This is a genomic window from Catalinimonas alkaloidigena (assembly GCF_900100765.1).
In the GTDB taxonomy this organism is placed as follows: domain Bacteria; phylum Bacteroidota; class Bacteroidia; order Cytophagales; family Flexibacteraceae; genus Mooreia; species Mooreia alkaloidigena.
This window is the reverse complement of record NZ_FNFO01000007.1, coordinates 84,249-104,780: the sequence shown is the minus strand read 5'-3', so window position 1 is coordinate 104,780 and position 20,532 is coordinate 84,249. Positions and strand designations below refer to the sequence as shown.

1 protein-coding gene is annotated in these 20,532 nt (G+C 61.0%); it reads right to left on the bottom strand.

All coding sequences use genetic code 11. The features are described 5' to 3' along the window. Window positions 1-322: 322 nt before the first annotated feature. Window positions 323-19,939, bottom strand: coding sequence for a malectin domain-containing carbohydrate-binding protein (locus BLR44_RS17340; protein ID WP_176956091.1), 19,617 nt, complete (start codon window positions 19,937-19,939; stop codon window positions 323-325). Window positions 19,940-20,532 lie beyond the last annotated feature (593 nt).

Sequence of the window (20,532 nt, the reverse complement as noted above, 5' to 3'; positions counted from 1 at the left end):
GCATGAAAAATTTTTCATCTCTTATCATTTAGTACACTCCCCTTATGCCTTCCGGGGCGTCATTTTCGGGGTGATACTCTAGCAATCAGTACGTTATGTTATAGAGCGTCTTACACCACGTTCTGCGTACTCCCAAAATATTTTTGTTGCGGTTGAACCACCACCCGACCGTACTTTTTGCTGCTTCTGGTCCTTTCTCCTCCCCAAAGGCTACCGGAAATGGGACTTTTGTCACGCTGCAAGGTTTCCCACGGTGACCTTACGCATAAAAAAGGGGAGCCTGTTTCCAGGCTCCCCGCACACAATTCACGCAAACTGTGCTTTACAATTTCTGGATGCGCTCGTGGCGAATCTGATCGCCGAATTCCAGTCGCATCAGGTACACGCCCGCGGCTTGTGTGCCGAGGTCGATTTCCCATTCGCCACGCTCTACGGTCATCTCTTTGAGGATGACGCCCGTGGTCGTGATGATGGAGATTTTTCCGTGTTCGGGCTGCTCGCCGTCGAACGTTACGCGGAACAGACCGCGGCTCGGGTTCGGATAGATCATGAGGCTGACCGGGGTTCCGTCAGCGGTTGCAGTCGCGGCAGACGGGCCGCTGCGTGCGAGCGCGCTGTTACAATTGGAAGCATCCTGTCCGAGACCGGCCGGCAGGTTCTCGCTCGCCGTCAGGTAGAGCTTGTCCAGCTGCGCCCCGTCCTCCCGGTAGGCCACGTCGATCGTGTTCACCCCCGCACTCAGGCTGAACGGCCCCTGGCTCACCTGCTTCCAGGCAAAGCTGTTGCCCGTCTGCAAGCCCTGCCACCACTTGATCCAGCTGCCCCCGTTGATCCGCACCCAGAACGAGTCGTCCGTCCCGCTCGCGGCCCGCAGCCGTGCATACAGCCGGTAGCTGCCCGCCTGACTCACCGTCACGCTGAACCGCACCCGGTTGGCCGCCACCGCCGCCGGTGCCGCGTCCCCGCTGTTCAGCCCCGGCTGCACCTCCACGTACTGCCCCTGCGAGGCCGACGCGTCGGCATGTACCTGCCAGTTGCTGCCCACCTGCGCACACTCGGCTTCCAGCCAGTAGTCCTGACGCGCCACGCCCGGGGCCGGCACCACCTCGATGGCGCTCACCTTGGCGTTCTCCACCCGACGGATGAAGTCGATGTCCAGCACCCCGTCGCTCACCTCCAGCTCGAACTGACGCATCAGCGCCACGTTCTGGCTGCCGGCCGCCTGCACGATGTCGAAGCTCACCAGCTCCGGCGCGCCGCCTTCCAGGTTCACGTCGAACACCCGCTGGCCTACGCCCCCTTTGTTGAGCTCGGCGAAGTAGAGCCGCACCTGGTAGCGTCCGTTAGTCACCGGCAGGTGGTAGCCGAAGGCCACCTGACCCACGCCCACCCCGTTGGTCTGCCCGCCCGTCCACTCGGTCTGGAACAGGTTCTGGTTGAGCGGCGACTGCACCCCGCTGATCGCACTGCCGAAGTCGGTGTGCACAAAGCCGCCCGCCACCCAGCCCTGGCAGTTGCCCGTCTGGCATCCCGTCCAGGTCACCCCGTTCACCGTCTGCGTCGGTCCGCCCGCGTTGATGCGGTACGTGCTCAGCGGCGACACCGGCGTGGCGATCACCTCCAGCCCGGCCAGCGTCGGCCGGTTGGCCGTGGCGCTCAGCACCAGGTTCAGCACTCCGTCGCTCACCTCCACATCGGTGAAGGTCCGCACCACCGGAGCGCCCCCGCTGACCACCTGCAGGTCCAGCGACGGATCCACCACCGCCCCTTCCAGGCTGATGCTGAACACCCGCTGACCCGCCTGGGCGGCCGGACCCGACTGCCCGAAGTAGAGCTCGGCGTGGTGGGTGCGCACCGTGTAGCGCCCGTTGGGCACCGGTATGGCATAGCTCAGCGTGCCCTGGTCGGCCGTGGAGCCCCGCTCGGTCTGGTAGAGGCTCGGCACGCTCAGGCCCGGGTTGCTGTAGGTGTGCTCGCTGTTGTAGTAGCCGCTGCCCTGATCGGCCGTGAACGTCTCGCTCTGGTAGCTCACCGTCGGCCCACCCGCGTTCAGCCGCAATGTGAAGCCTGCACTCGGTTCTGCCACGAAAGTAGCCTGGAGGGTTTTGTTACCGTCCATCACCAGCGTAAGCGGGTTGGTCGTACCGGTTGCCGCGCCGCTCCAGCCGTCGAACAGGTAGCCGTTGGCGGGCGTTGCCGTCAGGGTAACGACGCTACCAGCTTCGTAGCTGCCGCTCTGCGGGCTTACGCTACCGTTGCCACTCACGCCCACCGTCAGGTTGTAGACAGGTTTGTTAACCGTAATCTGCACCTGGTCGGTCGCCGTGGCGCCTCGGTTATCGGTGACAGTCAGGGTGATCTGGTGTACGCCCACCGCTAAGGTTACGGTTGGGGTGGCGCCGGTCGCCAGCGGGTTGCCGTTCTCGCTCCAAACGTAGCTTTGCAGGGTTCCGTCCAGATCGGTAGAATTGGTACCGTTCAGTTGTACAGCTTGCGTGCCGTTGTTGTCCGTATCGATCACGGTCTGATCGGCACCCGCCGCAGCGACCGGCGGCTGGTTAGGCGCGACTGTGCAATTGGAGGCGTCCTGTCCGAGGCCGGCCGGCAGGTTCTCGCTCGCCGTCAGGTAGAGCTTGTCCAGCTGCGCCCCGTCCTCCCGGTAGGCCACGTCGATCGTGTTCACCCCCGCACTCAGGCTGAACGGCCCCTGGCTCACCTGCTTCCAGGCAAAGCTGTTGCCCGTCTGCAAGCCCTGCCACCACTTGATCCAGCTGCCTCCGTTGATCCGCACCCAGAACGAGTCGTCCGTCCCGCTCGCGGCCCGCAGCCGTGCATACAGCCGGTAGCTGCCCGCCTGACTCACCGTCACGCTGAACCGCACCCGGTTGGCCGCCACCGCCGCCGGTGCCGCGTCCCCGCTGTTCAGCCCCGGCTGCACCTCCACGTACTGCCCCTGCGAGGCCGACGCGTCGGCATGTACCTGCCAGTTGCTGCCCACCTGCGCACACTCGGCTTCCAGCCAGTAGTCCTGACGCGCCACGCCCGGGGCCGGCACCACCTCGATGGCGCTCACCTTGGCGTTCTCCACCCGACGGATGAAGTCGATGTCCAGCACCCCGTCGCTCACCTCCAGCTCGAACTGACGCATCAGCGCCACGTTCTGGCTGCCGGCCGCCTGCACGATGTCGAAGCTCACCAGCTCCGGCGCGCCGCCTTCCAGGTTCACGTCGAACACCCGCTGGCCTACGCCCCCTTTGTTGAGCTCGGCGAAGTAGAGCCGCACCTGGTAGCGTCCGTTAGTCACCGGCAGGTGGTAGCCGAAGGCCACCTGACCCACGCCCACCCCGTTGGTCTGCCCGCCCGTCCACTCGGTCTGGAACAGGTTCTGGTTGAGCGGCGACTGCACCCCGCTGATCGCACTGCCGAAGTCGGTGTGCACAAAGCCGCCCGCCACCCAGCCCTGGCAGTTGCCCGTCTGGCATCCCGTCCAGGTCACCCCGTTCACCGTCTGCGTCGGTCCGCCCGCGTTGATGCGGTACGTGCTCAGCGGCGACACCGGCGTGGCGATCACCTCCAGCCCGGCCAGCGTCGGCCGGTTGGCCGTGGCGCTCAGCACCAGGTTCAGCACTCCGTCGCTCACCTCCACATCGGTGAAGGTCCGCACCACCGGAGCGCCCCCGCTGACCACCTGCAGGTCCAGCGACGGATCCACCACCGCCCCTTCCAGGCTGATGCTGAACACCCGCTGACCCGCCTGGGCGGCCGGCCCCGACTGCCCGAAGTAGAGCTCAGCGTGGTGGGTGCGCACCGTGTAGCGCCCGTTGGGCACCGGTATGGCATAGCTCAGCGTGCCCTGGTCGGCCGTGGAGCCCCGCTCGGTCTGGTAGAGGCTCGGCACGCTCAGGCCCGGGTTGCTGTAGGTGTGCTCGCTGTTGTAGTAGCCGCTGCCCTGATCGGCCGTGAACGTCTCGCTCTGGTAGCTCACCGTCGGTCCACCCGCGTTCAGCCGCAGCGTGAAGCCTTCCTCAACGGTCGGACTCGTTACGGTCACTTGCACCTGATCGGTTGCCGTCGCGTTGTCGTCGTCAGTGACAGTTAGGGTGATCTGATGCACCCCTACCGCTAGACTTACGCTTGGTGTCGCGCCGGTCGCCAGCGGGTTGCCGTTCTCGCTCCAGACGTACGAAACAATTTCGCCATCGCTATCCGAAGACCCGGAACCGTTCAGGCTTACCGTTTCCACACCGTTGTTATCGGCATCGACCACCGACTGATCGGCACCCGCCGAAGCCAGCGGTCCGGCATTGGGTGTGAACGGTGTCACCGTAATGGTCACGCCGTCGGTGTCGACCGCGCCGTCGGCATCTTCTACGGTCAGAACAAGCTGGTGCGTGCCGACACTCAAAGTCAGCGTTGGCGTTACGCCGGTCGCCAGTTGGTTCCCGTTTTCCCGCCACACGTAGCTTGTGATGGCACCGTAAGGATCTTGCGAACGGCTACCGTCCAGTGTCACGTCGGCGCTGCCCGTCGAGGTCTGTACCTGCTGGTCGATGCCCGCATCCGCAACGGGTGCCGCATTTTGTACGTCCCAGGTCAGGTTCACCGAAACCGGCGCAAAAGAGCCGTCGTCGACCGTCACGGTAACCGCATACGTACCTCGCTGCGTCAGAGTGCCGGTGACCAGACCCGTTGTTTCGTCCATCACCACACCGGTCGGCAGACCGGTCGCGGCGTAAGTCAGGTCGTCCTCATCGTCGGCCTCCACAATCGCCACCGCCGTAAGCTCAGTCCCTACAGGGTCTTGCCGGTTGCCCAGCGAAGCCAGCGTTGGGGGCGTATCGACGCCAATCGTAAAGGTAGAGGAGACTACCAGTCCGTTCAGATCCGTGGCGGTCAGCGTAACCTCAGTCGCTGTCGCATTGGCCGTCGGCGTGCCGCTAAACGTAACCGTCTGGGCATTGAATTGCATCCAGGCGGGCAGTGAGCTCACCGTGTAGGTCAGCTGGTTGCCCGGATACCCACGGTCGAAGTAGCGCGCTACGTTGTAGTTGAAGGCCCGCTGCGCCACCACCATCGTGTCCTGAATTTGCGTTACCTGCGGTAGGGCTTCCGGACGGATGTTGATGAAGTAGAACGTGTTGTCGTTCCAGTCACAGTTGGCCGACCCGGCACCGCACCCGTTCTGCACAAAGTCTTGCAGCACGATGTATTCGTTCGGGATGACGTTGCCGTCGCGGTCGATCACCTTGAACACGCGGACCCCCAGCAGGGTATCCTGGTGCCCGCCGGTGTTGTAGCCGGCCACGCTGATCCGGAACGGCTGCGTGATGCTGGTCGCCCGGTCGTTGTTGATCACGCCACTGTTGTTTTGCGGCAACAGCGTCTGGTAGTAATACTGATTGTGGGAGAAATTCATGCCCGCCACAATGTTTTCGTTGTTGACCGCGATGAACCGTCCGTAGTCAGAGCCCGGTCCGCCGTGCAGCGCCGACAACTGGATGCCGATGACCGGTTTTGTAGGATCGGCCTGCACGAAGGTTTTCGACAGGATCATGTCGCCTTCGTAGCCGCCGTCAACCAGTTCCGCCTTCGGATAGTTGGAGCTCGGGTTCGTCGTCGGGTTGCTCACCACTTCATAATTGTCGTTGACGTAGCTCAGCATGCTGGTCTGGAACCCGAACGAGTTGAAGACCTGCTGGGCGGTGATCTCGCGGCCGCCTTCCGGGAACGGCGAGTACGCACCCCGCAACGTAGCGGTCAGCGTAGCGGCGTTGTCGGCATTCGACGTAAACGAAATCTGCTGTGTGAAGACCGCGTTGTTGTTGTTGCCCGTCGTGCCGATGAAGGTCAATTGCAGATCGCGCGAACTGTTCGGTGCAATCACCAGGGGTAGCTCGACCGACTGGTCGTCATCGGGCAGAATGGTGTACGTAAACTTGGTCGCATCCGGCAGCGCGATGGCCGTGATGATCAGGTCGCTGGTGCCTTCATTGTGAATGCGCATCACGTTCTGATCGTGTACCCTCGCCTGTTGCGGATCGCCCAGCCGGTGGAACGTGTAGAAATCGTCGGCCGGGAAGCCACGGTCGGTGCCCGGAATTTTGGTCATGTTTTCGATGGCCGCCAGCGCTCCGCTCGCTTCCATCACCGTAAACGAGTAGGTGCGGGACGTCACGTTGCCGTTGTTATCTTCGGCGCGAACCGTTAAGGTATACGCACTGGTCTCGTCGAACACCAGCGGCTCGGTATAGGTCGTGTAGTCCGTGCCGTTCAGGCTGTAGGTCAGAGAAGCCATTCCCGATCCACTGTTGTCGGTCGCCTCCAGCGTGACGGTCACGGCACCGCGGTACTCGTCTACGTCGGACGAGAGGCCATCAAACGTCGCCAGGATCGTCGGCGGTTGTTTGGTGACGTCGACCGGCGCAATGCGCACGTAGTTCACCTTGGTCATGCGACCGCCTAAACCCTGCGTAAGCTGCATCCTTCCGTTGACGACGTCGACCATCGCGGTACCTTCGCCGTGGTGCATGCCCAGCGGTCCGTTGGTCTCTTCATCGTAGGTCACCACCGTTACGCCATTCGCATCCACTTTGTGCTGGCTGTCGTTGTCCGAGCCGGCATCGCCCACGCTCACGTTCACATAGTACTTGCCGTTCGGGAGGCTAATCGCCCAGTCGCGCGGCGGATAGAGGTCGGCGCTAGTGGCGTGGTTGATGATGTTCAAGGTGTTGAGCAGTGAGCTCACCCCGTTCACCTGCCGGTTCCGGGTATTGGCCGAGGCGTCTGCCGGCGTTGTTGTGCCCGGTAGCACCCACCCGAACGTCATGCCGTTGCTTTGCAGCCCGTATGGCCTTCCGATATCGTCCACGTAGCCCGCCGGCGAAGTAACAGAGCCGTCCTGGAAGTTGAACTGATAAGCCCACACGACCTCGTCGGTCACGGTCGCCGTAATCTGGATCGTAGTCGAAACGTAGCCCGGCGCCGAGGCCGTCACCGTAGCGGTGTGCTGCCCTACGCCTAAGCTGCTGGCATCGACCGCAAACGGCATGGGGCTTCCTAACGTAACCGGGTTGGGCAATACCACCCAGTTTTTCGAGGCCGAAAGCGTCACGCCGCTGCTTGTCACGGCACCGTTGGTGGTCAGCGTGGCCGACTTCGGTGCCGACACGGTGTTCGGGTTCAACTGGAAGTTGAGGGCGTCGGGCGCGAAGGTCAGCAGCAACGAGCCCGCTTCGTACGGCTTCGCATTCGAGACGACGAACACGTAATCCTGGTAGTCGCCGTTGCTGGCGTCCTCAAAGCAGACCAGGAAGCTGTTGGCGATCGGCTGCCCGGCGCGGTCGCGCATCGGGTAAATCCGGGTGCGGTGGGGCACGCCGCCCGTGTTGAGGGCATCTTCCGTGTAGTTGAATCGCCCGAACGAGTTCGACTCGACGTAGATTCCGAAAATAGCGCCTTGCGGCTCGAACTGTTGGTTGCCGGACGCCAGACCCGGGAACAGCGTCTGCGCACTGGGCAAGCCGTTCTCCAGGACACCCACCCGGTGGTGCGTCACGTTGCCACCCTGGTTCTGATACCACCCGAACGGCAGCTCTTCGGCCGGCGAGTAGCGCGCTACGGGCAAGATGCCCACCGGCCCGGTGCCGGCCTTCACAAACAGCGGCACTTGTACCTCCTGCCCCTTGGGCGTGGTTCCGGTCGGATCGGACGGCGGCGTCAGGCCGGTCCAGCCTACGTTGATGCCGTACCCCAACGTATTGACCACCGCTTGCAGCGCGGGTTCGTTCCCACCTTCGAAGCCATTCTTTTTGAGGCCGTATAACCCGACCGACTTGGTACTGCCGCCGGTTGTGTCGTTGCTGGTGATCGAGAACGTTGCCGACATGTCGCCCAGGTTGTTGCCGTTGTTGTCGGGCGAGAACGTAAAGGCATACGTCGTTTCTTCGTCGGGTTCGAGCGTGGCGGTCGCCGGGCCTGATACCTGGTCGAACTGATTGGCAAAGCTGCCGCTCAGGGTCACGCCCGTGATGTTCAGATCGGCCGTACCGGCGTTTTTCACCGTTACCTGCTGCTGTGCGGTGGTCACGCCTTTCACTGCTTCGAAAATCAGTTCGCTCGGCGTAACGACCAGTTCCGGCTGCGGCGTCGCCTGGACGTTGGCCTTCAGGAGCGTCAACCGGGCGACGCCGTTGTTGCTGCGATCGTATTCCGACACGTAGAGGTTCCCGGTTTTCGGATCTTCCACCACTTCGAGCGGATCATCCAGGCCGGTCAGGCCGGTCACATTCAGGTACGAGTTGGCGATGTCTTTCGACGCGCCGCCGGGTTGCAGCAGAATCAGGTCACTGCCGTTGCTGAAGCGACACACCACCAGCATGCCTTTCAGCTTGCCCCCGAACGCGTTGCTCTTGTATTCGATCACCCCGTTGGGCGATTTGTTGAAGCCGAAGTCGAAGGCCGGACGGCGGTAGTTCGGGTCCGGCACAATGGAACCCGGATAGTTCGGCACGTCGACATGTGTACCGGCCTGGCCAGGTACGTCGTTGTAAGACGCGCCGCCGTGGTTCAGCACAAACTCACCCCGGTACGGGTTCGGATGGCCGTAGTAGCCGCCCTGTTCCACGCGGAACAGCCAGTCTTTCTGCACCGCATTGTTGTTGGTCGCCGGAATGGCGGGGAAGGCGGTGTGGTTGTAGAATGTGCCGTCCGGACGGCGTACGCCCAGCCCCGACGGGTCGCGGTTCACGTAGTTGGCCGACCCCGGCGTATTGCTACCGCCCGCCGTACCGTTGGCCGGTACGTAGAGCTGGCCGTTGCTGTGCCACACCAGATCGTAGGCGTTGCGCACACCCGACCCGAAGATGGTCAGCGGCGCATCCTGCGAATACGGATTGTAAGTACCGTCCGACAGGGTCAGGCCGGTAGAAGGCGCGGTATTCAGCACCGCAAAGTTCTCGGTGGTGCGCACGTCCAGCGGCAGGTTGGCGGGCAGTTTGTCCAGATCCAACCGCAGCACGGCCCCCGCCAGCATGCGTTCGCGCTTCTTCCAGGTACCGTCCAGTTCGCCACCGGCGCTGTTGCTGCCCTGGTTGAAGTAAATCACGCGGTCTTCGCCGGGTTTGAAGGCGATGCTGTTGGTCAGGTGATCCTTGCGCGAACGCGGCAGGTGGATCACCAGATCTTGCGTCTGACTCAGGTTCGGGCCGCTTAGGCGGGTAATCTTGCCGTCCCAGTTCAGCGAGTCGGCGCTGTTGACTTCAAAGTTGATGAGCTTACAGTGCGTGATGTAGGCCACCAGATTTTCGGCCGTGGCGTTCGGGTCGAAGGCCAGACCGATGATGGCGCGCGCTTCGGGGCCGCTGAAATCGAGGCGGCTACCCGTCAGGGCAGGTTGCAGTTCCTCGTAGTTGATCAGCGAACCGTCGGGCTGCATGTCCCAGCGTTTGATCGAACCACCCAAGGTGCTGCCGTACAGCTTCCCGTCCGGCCCCACGACCAGTGACGTGAAGCGGTCGAGCAGCTCGTTGCCGCCAAAGTTGGTCGACCGGGTGAAGGAGACACCGGCCAGATCGACCGGCGGCACCACTTCCTCGCTTCCCGTCGTGAAGATGGCTTCGTACGGGAGGAAGGCGGCGCCGTTGGTCAGTTTTACCCCTTCGGTAATCACAAACTTGTACTTGGTATTGGTCAGCAGCGGCTGGCTCGGGATAAAGCTGAGCGCATCGCCCCCGCCGGTATCGTTTACGTCACCGGCGACTTCTTCTACCACCTGGTTGTTAGCCGTGAGGCGGAACAGTTTCACGTTCTGGTTGGTCGCCGTTGCGCCATCCAGGTCGGTACCTTCCGGGAAGTACAGGTTATTGGCCGAGATGGTCAGGTCACGGATGTCTACGTTGGTCGCGCCGTTGCTCGGAATGGACGAGATGACGTAGGGCCGGTCAGAACCTTCGGTCGGCACGACTTCGATCGCGTTGATCTTGGTGTTGACGCCGCCGAACGCGGTGATGGTCAGACGTCCGTCGGTTACCACTACGGTCACGGTATTTTCCAGGTACTCCTGCGCGGCCGATCCCTGGAACTGGTCAATGGCCGTGACGCCTTCCACGTTCAGGGTATGCTGGCTGTCGTAGCCGTTCTGGCCGCTGCCCTGGTCGCCCACACTGACCGTCACGTTATAAGCGCCGTTGGCAACGGCCACTTCCCAGATGCCTTCTTCGAACGTGCCGCTGTTCGGGTTCGGATCGATGGAGGTGCCGTATTGCATGTGCACCAGCGTATTCAGCAGCAGGTCGATGGCAGGACGTGCGCGGTTGCGTCCGTTCTTGGTCAAGTCCAGCCCGTTCTGCCCGGTGGTGGTCAACCAGCCGTAGCTGTAGCCGTTCCCCCGGTTTCCGAAGGCCTGTCCGTAGTCTTTCAGCCAGCCGTTCGGGGCCACCGTAGCCGCATCCGAGAAGTTGACTTTGAACTGAGCCGTGGCGGGAGGTGGGGTAGTTCCCCCCTCGCCTTCGATCACCTCGATGGCCGAAATGATCGCGTTGTTCGTCACGGAAGTGAAGTCGATGTTGAGGATGCCGCCCGTCACCGCGATGTTCTCGAAGGTGCGCACTATGGCTTTGCCTGCGCCTTCCTGGGCATATAGATCGAAGTTCGACAGCACCCGGCTGCCTTCAATATCGACGTGGAACAGACGCGCGCCTACGGCACCGGCCCCGCCACCCGGCGCGCCGTAGTACGGCTCCAGGAAGTGCAGCTTGACCGTCACCGGATCGGTGCTGGTCACCGGAATGTTGTAGCTGAACGGAGCCCCGGCCGAAGCCCCATTGGCCCCTTCGGCATAGCGGTACGTGAGGTACAGTGCGTCGTCGGTCGTGCCCGGCACGTCGAACGTTTTGGAACTGATCACGCCTCCCGTAAAATACTGGTCAGCGTCCCACACGCGGGCCTGTGCGTCGGTGAACTCCGGTCCGCCCACGTTCAGGCGCAGCGTGCTCGCCACGGGTACGTCGTACGGTTCGATCACCACGGCATTCAACTTGGTGTTGACGCCGCCACCCGCGTAATCGAGGGTCAGCTTGCCGTCCAGCACCTGCACGATGCCCGAGCCAGTGGTGTGCCGTGTGGCAGCAGAGGAGCTTCCAGACGGAACAAAGTTGTTGATCAGGTTGATGCCTTCGGCGTTGACGCGATGGACTTCCGGATCATTTCCCGCGTTGGCATCGCCCGCCGTTACGGTCACGGTATACGAACCGTTCGGAACGGCGATTTCCCAGTAGCCCGACGGCGGCGTGGTCGGGTGATTCATGTGAATGCTCGTAGCCAACAGCGGGTTGCTCTGTCCGGAAGTAGTCCGGTTACGCCCCTGCCCGACCAGCGATACCGGACTGCCGTTGGTTGTGCTGATCCAGCCGTAGCTATAGCCGTTCCCCCGGTCGCCGTAAGCGCTCCCGAAATCTTTCAGGTAGCCGTTGGGCGGGGTGGTCGCTTCGTCCGAGAAGTTGATCTGAATCACGTCGGCTACCACAGGGCCTTCTTCGTACTTCTTCACATTTCGCGCAATGACAACGATGTCCTGGTAATCGAAGCCCGAGGTATGCTCTTCCGTTGCAATGACATAGGCGTTCGCTTCGCCCGGCAACGGATACACCCGCACGTGGTGCGGAATGGCCCCGCTGAAGGTGTTCAACGCATCTTCGCTGTAGAGGTGGCGGTTGCTGAAGTAAGGCCAGCGGCTGTAGAACCCAAACGACTGCGCGCCCGGATCGAACTGCAGATTACCGGTGACCGGGGCGTTCAGGGTTTGCCCATTAGCCACCGGATTGTTGCTCACCGTAAACAACTCGTGCGTGGCGGCCGCCGATCCGCTTTCGTACCAGCCAAAGCCCACGACGGGGTTGTTGTCGGTCGGTCCGAAGACGGACAGCAACTCCACAGTGACGGGCCCGGTGCCGGCTTTTTCGAACCGCGGCATGCTCACTTCATCGCCCAGCAAGGCGGCCTTCTGCGACGTAGTGCTGCTGTGGATGATGTTGGTCGACGGGTTGTCGTCGCCTACGTTGATGGCAATGCCGTAGGTATCCAGAATCCACTGGAGCGAGGGTTCGTTACTGCCACCGGTGCCTTGTTTGCCCAGTCCCTGCAACGCAACCGTCGCGGTAGACTGTTCCAGCGAGTTGCTCAGGATCTGCAACGAGGCCACCTTCGGTCCGTTCGAAGTCGGATCGAAGCTCACGCCCAGCGTCAGCGTCGCGTTGGGAGCCAGCACGACCGGGAACGCTACTGGTGCATTGGTGAGCTGGAACTGGTTGCTCAGGGCACCCGTCAGGTCGATTTGGCTGATTTCCAGGTCGGCCGAGCCGGCATTGCTCACCACAAGGTTGACCGTGGCCGAAGCGCCCTGGCTGGTTACCTGATCGAAGATCAAGCGGTCGGCATCCAGGGCAATCTGCGGCGCGTCTACGGCCGGCACGTCGGCTTTCAGCAGCGTGATGCGCGGCTGGCCGTCGCCGTTGCCATCGAAATATTCGGAGATGTACAGGTTCCCGTTGGTCAGATCCTCCACCACATCGAGCGGATTGGAGAAGGGACGACGCAGGCCGGGCACCTGGCTGCCTTCGGTCGCCTTGATGATGTCGAGATTCGCTACGCCGGGCTCCAGCACGATCAGGTCATCGCCCCCGCTGAAGCGGCATACCAGCAGTTTGCCACGCAGCGTACCCCCGAAGGCGTTGCTGCGGTATTCGATCACCCCGTTGGGCGATTTGTTCAAGCCAAAGTCGTAGGCGTAGCCGCGGTAGTTCGGTTCGACAGGCGTGCCGACCGGATAGCCACCGTTCGACCAGACTACCTCACCGGGATCTTCGCCCGCGGTGGGATTCCCACCGTTCAGAATGTACTCGTGGCGCAGCACGTTCGGATGGCCGTAATACCCGCCCTGCACCACGCGGAACAGGTAGTCGTTCTGCGTGTCGCGCACGTCGTTCAGGGCCGAAATGTTCGGCCCGCTGTAGGTGGTCCCATCCGACCAGACCGTGCCGCTCGGCAAGGCAGGCGTGTTGCCGCCAGCCGCCGATCCGTTGGTCGGCACGTAGAGCTGGCCGTTGCTGTGCCACACCAGATCGTAGGCGTTACGCACACCCGACCCGAAGATGGTCAGCGGCGCATTGGCAGCATAGGGATCGTAAGCTCCGCCGGCGTCGGTGGTTTTCGCATCCAGCGGGAGGTTGGCCGGCAGTTTATTCAGGTCCAGACGCAGCACCGCTGCCGTCAGCATATGTTCGCTCCGGTTCCCCCAGGCGCCGTCGGGCGCACCCATCGCCGTGTTGCTGCCCTGCATAAAATACAGCGCGCCGTCCGGTCCAAAGTCGATGCTGTTCGTCGAGTGGTCTTTGTACGAACGCGGCAGGTTGATGACGTAGTCGGTGACCTGCGGTGCAGCCGGGTTGTTGAGGTCGATCCGCGAAATTTTTCCGGTAAAATCGGCCACACCGCTGAAGGCCGGTGCCGAATGGCTGATCCAGGCCACCAGGTTGCTTTCGGTGGCACTCTGGTCAAAGTGAAAGCCGATCAGCAACCGACGACTTCCGCCGAATGGGGAGATGGTCACATGATTGTCGATGGTGCCGTTAGCGTTGATGTCCCAGCGCTCAATCTTCCCGCCCGAGGTCGCCGCGTAGAGGCGATGGTCCGGTCCGATGACCAGCGACGTAAAGCCATCGCTGCCAAAGTTGTTGTCGATCAGGATTTGCTCCGTGAACGAAACTCCGGCCAGATCGGTCGGCACATCGTCTTCAGAGACCACCGTGGTAAATTTGGAATGGAACGGCAACAGGGCGTAGCCGTTCTGGTCGCGCACGGCATCCGAAATGGTGAACAGGTACGTTGTGCCCAAGGCCAACGGGGCCGACAGCGTGATGGCATCGTTGCCCCCGGTGTCGTTCACCGTGGTTCCGGCCACTTCGGTGGTATCATTGCCGCTGATCCTGAAAAGCTTAACGGTACTTGTGTTGACGGTGCTGCCATCGAGCGACTTTCCGCTGGGGAACTGCAAGTCGACCGAAATCGACTGCGCTAGCGGCACATTGGTGGCGTTGTCGGCCGGACGAACGGCGGTCACGTACGGACGCAATCCCTCTTCGATGGTCGACACCACTACTTCCACCGTCAGTTGGGCAGGCTCGTACCCTTCGGCAGAGGCGGTAATCACCGCCGTGTAGGTACCCGGCGTCAGGGCGGCGGCATCTACGTCGAACGAAGGCTCCGGCAGCGACGTGTGATGAGTCACCTCGTGTTCAGCGGTGAGGGTTTTCTCCTGGTACGTGAGCCACTGCGGTGCCGGGCCGCTGGTTCCTTCGGTGGCGGTAAAGGTCACTTCCCGCTCAAATTCGTCGGACGTGTTCAGGTGTACTGCAAAGCTGGTGGCACTGCCGCTCGGGACGCTGACCGACAGATCGGACGGCGTAAAGATCAGCTGGGCCTGCGTGGCCACAACCGGCTCCAGGCTAAAATCTTCGAACGTGGCGGTAAAGGCACTGGTCGCACGACGATGCGTAGCGAAAATCCCGGCGTACGTCATCGGCGTCGTGGCCGGATCGTTGTCGTGATCGGTCCCGGTGAAGAACGTGGCCGGCGCACTCAGGGTACCCAGGGTGACTTCGGGATCGCTATCGACCTGATACGAAGCGGTAATTTTTTGCGTTGCCGGATCGAGCACCATCGTCAACGTGACCGTATGTGTCGACAGGTTGGGAATGGAAACGCTGGGCTTGATGTCGAAAATGCTGTCGTTGTTCGTCCCGAAATTCAAGGTCCCCGAAACGTTGGTTTCGATCAGCAGTTCGGGCGATCCCACGTTGGCGCCGTTCCGGTAGATCACCAGTTTGGCGTAGTTGTCTTCGTCGAGGCCCATCCACAAACCTGCCTGCTGCGAGTTGGTGTTGCCATTGCTGGGGACGAAGTTGATGCCCACCAGGGTAGTCCGGAGGATTACGGGCGTTTGCCCGTCGTAGCCTACTCCCAGGGCGTTGAGTTGCGAGTTGGTTTCTGAACTGCTCGGGGTGCCCGAAGGCTGTGAATACTGAATGCCTTTGTTGGAGAGGATTTGCAGCGTTCCATTCGTGAAGCTCAAGCGACCGGGCTCATACCCAGGCACGTCCGGGTAGGTAGGCGTACCGTCGGCAGCCAGACGCGCGGAAGGAACATCGACCATGGTAAAACCGGTTTCGGCCAGGCCACCTTCGTTGCCGGTGAAATCCAGTGCAAACGGCAACGTGACCGCCAGCTCATCGCAGGGCAACAGGCTGATGGGGCTGCAGGGTACCGGGGCCGCTTCGATGGTCAGCACAAAGTTATCGCTGACCGTTTCGCTGCCATCCGTGGCCGTCACTACGATGTTCAGCGTACCCACGTCGCCTGCCGAGGGAGTGCCACTGAACGTGCTGCCGTCAAACTCCAGCCAGGTCGGCAACGCATCGCCACCGTTTACGGTAGCGGTGAGCGTAAGCGTGTCGCCGTTGGCATCGCTAAACGTGTTGGCCGGAACGGCGAAACTGAACGCGGCACCTTCCATGGCGGTTTGATCGGCAAGACCGTTTGCCACGACGGGCGCGACGTTAGGCGGCGTGAATTCTTCGAGGGTGAAGTAGTCGAACGTGGCGTTGAACACCGAGCCTTTACGGTAGGTAGCGTACACCCCGGCAAAAGAAGCCGCACCGACTTCAGCGCTCACGCTGGTCCCGGTAAAGTAGCTGGCAGGCAGCGACAGGGTTGAAATGCCACCGACCGACAAGAGCGTTTCCGACCCACCGTTGATTGTGTAATAGGCCGTAGCGATACGCGCCTGCGGATTGATTTCCAGGCGCAACACGATGGTGGCGTTGGCCAGCGAAAGCCCTTGGATCTGCACCTGATCGGTATTGGCGGAGACGCCCCCCACCTCCCGGCGCAGTTCGATCTGGTTATCGTTGTTGGCGTTCAGTTTAATGAAGTTGTCTTCGTCAATTCCGAACCAAAGGCCCGCCTGAGCGGCATCGCCTCCGGTTACCAGGCCATTGAGTTGCGTCTTGAGGCTGAACGTCTGCGTCAGGTTCTGAAGCCCTACGCCCAGGCTGTTGATCTGGTTGTTGTTTTCGTTGCTGGCGGGCGGGTCGAGGTAGGCGATGCCCTTGGTCGCGGTGACGATCAACGTACCGTTTTCGATCAGCAACTTGGAGGGCTCGTAGCCATTGACATCCGGGTAGGTCGCCGCGCCGTCGGCAGGCAGGCGGCTTTCCGAATGCGGAACGGCCATGGTAAAGCCGGTCGCCGCGCCGTTCTTGTCCAGCAGACCACCTTCCGCTCCCGAGAACGAAAGATTGACCGGCAACTCGACGACAAGCTCGTCGCACGGCAGCACGCTCAGGGGCGTACAAGCATCGACCACCGGTGCCGCTTCAATAGTTAGGTTAAACGTATCGCTGATGGCTTCACTACCGTCCGAAGCCGTCACCACAAGACTAAGGCTTCCCAGGTCGGCGGCCATCGGGGTACCTTCGAAAACAGCTCCAGCGAAACTCAACCAGGAGGGCAGCGTAGCGCCACCTTCTAACGCAGCGGTGAGCGTGAGCGTGTCGCCGTTGGCATCGCTGAACGTGTTGGCCGGCACGGTAAAGCTAAATGCAATGCCTTCCGTAGCGGTCTGGTCCTGCAAGGCATTGGCCACCGTGGGCGGCTGGTTGACCACTGGGGCCGCCTCTACCGTTAAGTCGAACGTATCACTGACGGCTTCACTCCCATCGGTGGCCGTCACCACAATCGCTAACATCCCAACATCTCCGGCCTCTGGCGTGCCGCTGAACGTGCTGGTGGCAAAGCTCAACCAAGCGGGCAAGGCGTCGCCGCCTGCCAGCGTAGCCGTCAGGGTCAGCGCATCGTCTTCTGCATCGTCGAACGTCGTGACCGGGACAGCAAAGCTAAACGCGACGCCTTCTGTCGCCGTCTGATCCGGAATCGGGTTCAGCACCACCGGTGCCGTATTGGTGAGGGGATGCGCAATAGCAAACGCCTCGAACGTATAATTGACCGACGTTGAGGCGTTGCGGTGCGTAGCGAACAGGCCTGCGTACAGGTTGCCGTCCGTCAGGTTCATTGCGCTGATGTCGAGGGCGGGCGTACCGTAGGCCGTGCCGACATTCGTATAGGTTACGCCATCGGTCGAGTAGAAGCCGGTCGCCGTGTGGGCAAGCGGGTCGACGACCAGCCGCAAGCGGACCGTCTGTTGATTCAGGTTGGTGATGGTTTCGGTAATGCGCTGGTCCGGGTTGGTCGTGTCGTTCACCGTGCTGCTTCCGTCGTTCACTTCCTGACGCATCTCTACCTTGTTGCCGGTCACTACCAGTTTCAGGAACGTGTTGTCGTTTTTACCGACCCAGATTCCGCCCTGCTGCGAGCTTGTACCGTTGAAAGGCTGCAGTAACGTAGTCTCTACGACGAAAGGTGCTGACCCGGAAAAGCCGACGCCCAGGGTATTGAGCTGATTGTTGTTGGTCAGGAAGCCAATGCCTTTGTTGGTGGCGATGGTCAGTGTACCGGCGTTGACCGTGAGGCGGCTTGGCTCATAGCCGGGCACCTCGGACACGCTAACGCTTCCATCGACCGCCAGGCGAGTACCGGAATAAGCATCGACCATGGTGAAGCCCGTTCCTACATCGTTCTTGTCCGCCAGGCCACCTTCGGTTCCATCGAAATCGAGCGAGAAGGGCAGGCTAACCGCGATGTCTTCGCAAGGCAATGAACTGATCGGATCACAGCCGATTACCGGTGCCGCTTCAATAGTTAGGTTAAACGTATCGCTGATGGCTTCACTACCGTCCGAAGCCGTCACCACGAGGCTGAGGGTACCCAGGTCGGCGGCCATCGGGGTACCTTCGAAAACAGCTCCAGCGAAACTCAACCAGGAGGGCAGCGTAGCGCCACCTTCTAACGCAGCGGTGAGCATGAGCGTGTCGCCGTTGGCATCGCTGAACGTGTTGACCGGCACGGTAAAGCTAAATGCAATGCCTTCCGTAGCGGTCTGGTCCTGCAAGGCATTGGCCACCGTGGGCGGCTGGTTGACCACTGGGGCCGCCTCTACCGTTAAGTCGAACGTATCACTGACGGCTTCACTCCCATCGGTGGCCGTCACCACAATCGCTAACATCCCAACATCTCCGGCCTCTGGCGTGCCGCTGAACGTGCTGGTGGCAAAGCTCAACCAAGCGGGCAAGGCGTCGCCGCCTGCCAGCGTAGCCGTCAGGGTCAGCGCATCGTCTTCTGCATCGTCGAACGTCGTGACCGGGACAGCAAAGCTAAACGCGACACCCTCTGTCGCCGTCTGGTCCGGAATCGGGTTCAGTACTACCGGTGCCGTGTTGGCAGGCGTAAACGGCAGGATTTCGATGGCATTGACGATGGCGTTGTTGATAGACGCCAGGAAATCGATGTTCAGCTCCTGATCGGCGACCGTTACGTCATAGCTTCGCTTGATCAGCACCTTTTGCCGATTACCGCCCGCCGCAAACAGATCCAGATCGTCTTCCACCTGCGTGCCTTCGATCGAAATGTCGAAAACACGGGCATTGGCAGCCGTTTGAAAGTTTTCGACCATGTGTACCAATACGGTGTACTGCCCATCGGCCACCGGAACGGCATACCCCATGTCCACGCCGTAGCGTCGGTCGTAATAGAGCGCTTCGTCGCCGGAGGGTACACCGTCGATCGCTCCGTACGAACCGGTACTGGTATTGGTCGTTTCGGTCGAACGGTGGATAAAGAACTGATCGGCCGCAAATACGTCTCCTCCAATGGTCCGCTCCGGACCGGCCGCATTGATGCGGAAAGGCACGGCCACCGGGGGTAAAGGCGTCACGTCTAGGTTGACCGGAAGCACGGCGGGGTAGAACCCAACGGCACTGACCACAACGGGCGTGCTGTGTTGCGTGTTCTTGGCCAGGTTCGTGGCATCTACAGCAAAGGTATTCTGCCCCAAGGCAGGTGCTGCGGGCAGCGTCAGCCAGGTCGCTGCCGGGTCGGCCACCATGCCGATGGTCGGCGTGCCTTCACTGACCGCGAGATCGGCCGTGGCGGTGCCGGTCGTCCCGGTTGTCAGGGACAGCTCCAGCCCGGCGGGCGTAAATGTGAATACACCGGGCGTAGGTGCCGGTGTTGCTGTTTGGGTAATTTCGACGTAGTTGATTTTCGAATTGATCCCGCCCAGGGCCGTAATTGTCAGGGCTCCGTCGGTCACGTCGACGGTAACCGTGCCGTTGGTCACCCGGGTGCTGCTGGCATTGGCACCGGTCGGAACGAAGGTGGAGATCGCGGTTATCCCTTCGGCATTGAAGGTGTGAATTTCAGGATCTACCCCCGCGGTGTATTCACCCGCGCCGATGGTGACTTCGTAGGTGCCGTTGGGCACGGCCACTTCCCAGTACACTTCCTGGCCTCGCGGTTGTGCAGCCCAGGAGCTAAGATAATTTCCCTGGGTGTGGACCAGCGTTCCTTCCAGTTTGGCCTGGTCGGAAGCGGACGTGTAGGCACTGCCCAGGCGGTTCCGGCCACTTCCATTGCTGTTGTCCAGCGCATGCTGAGAAACGTCAAACGGTTGGCCGTCGCTTACGCGCTTCCAACCGTAGTCGTAGCCTTCCGGTGTTTGGCGTGTTCCGTACGCCTGCCCGAAATCTTTCAGATACCCCGTCGGGGCTTCGAGGGTATCGCCGCTGTCGTTGTTGAGCAACTCACTCATGAAGTTCACCTTGACCTCGATCGGATCGTCGAGCGGAACGCTGGCGGCCGTAGCACCTGCCGCGCGCAACGGGGCCGACGCGGCGTGGGTCCAGGTCTGCGGGCTGACCAGCGTCAGGGCCAGCAAAAGGGGTAACGAGAGGGGAGCATGCAGACCGATGAGCCGATGCAAAAAGTGGAGCACAGACGGAATGGTATTTCGCCTGGCTGAACAGCGTACAAAGTGTGACATGACTGGTTTAAGCAGATGGTGATCAAAGAGTAAGCAGCACGGCCTTGTAATAGCCCACAGCAGCGACCCCTTGCGCACAAGAAACAAGAGAGCACTGCTTTGCAAGGGCTATTGCAAAGGACACATACCTATTTTGGAGCAGTCTTTTCTTTAGACTGCTTACTGTTATAACTAGCTTATTTTAGAAACTTACTGACTTTCGGAAGGAAGCTCGCGTATGATCCTCAGGTAGTTGTGGTGTGAAGGGCCCTTTTTCAGACGCCATTTATACCACGTTCTTCTTGCGATCCTTCGTACTCGCGACAGTGGGACACGTGTATGTATCCATCTGTATTATTTCATATTTCGAGAGATACCCGTCATTCTTATCTCTTTCCTCACAATGATACAAATAAGACAAAAATAATTCAAAGATTAATACAATATTTTTCGACTATTTCGATAAATCGCTGATTATCAGCTCGTAGGGCAAATTCGGTGGAAAGAAAAAGGGATGTAATAAAGTACGATAAATTGCCACATATTTATTAACAGCATCGCATTTC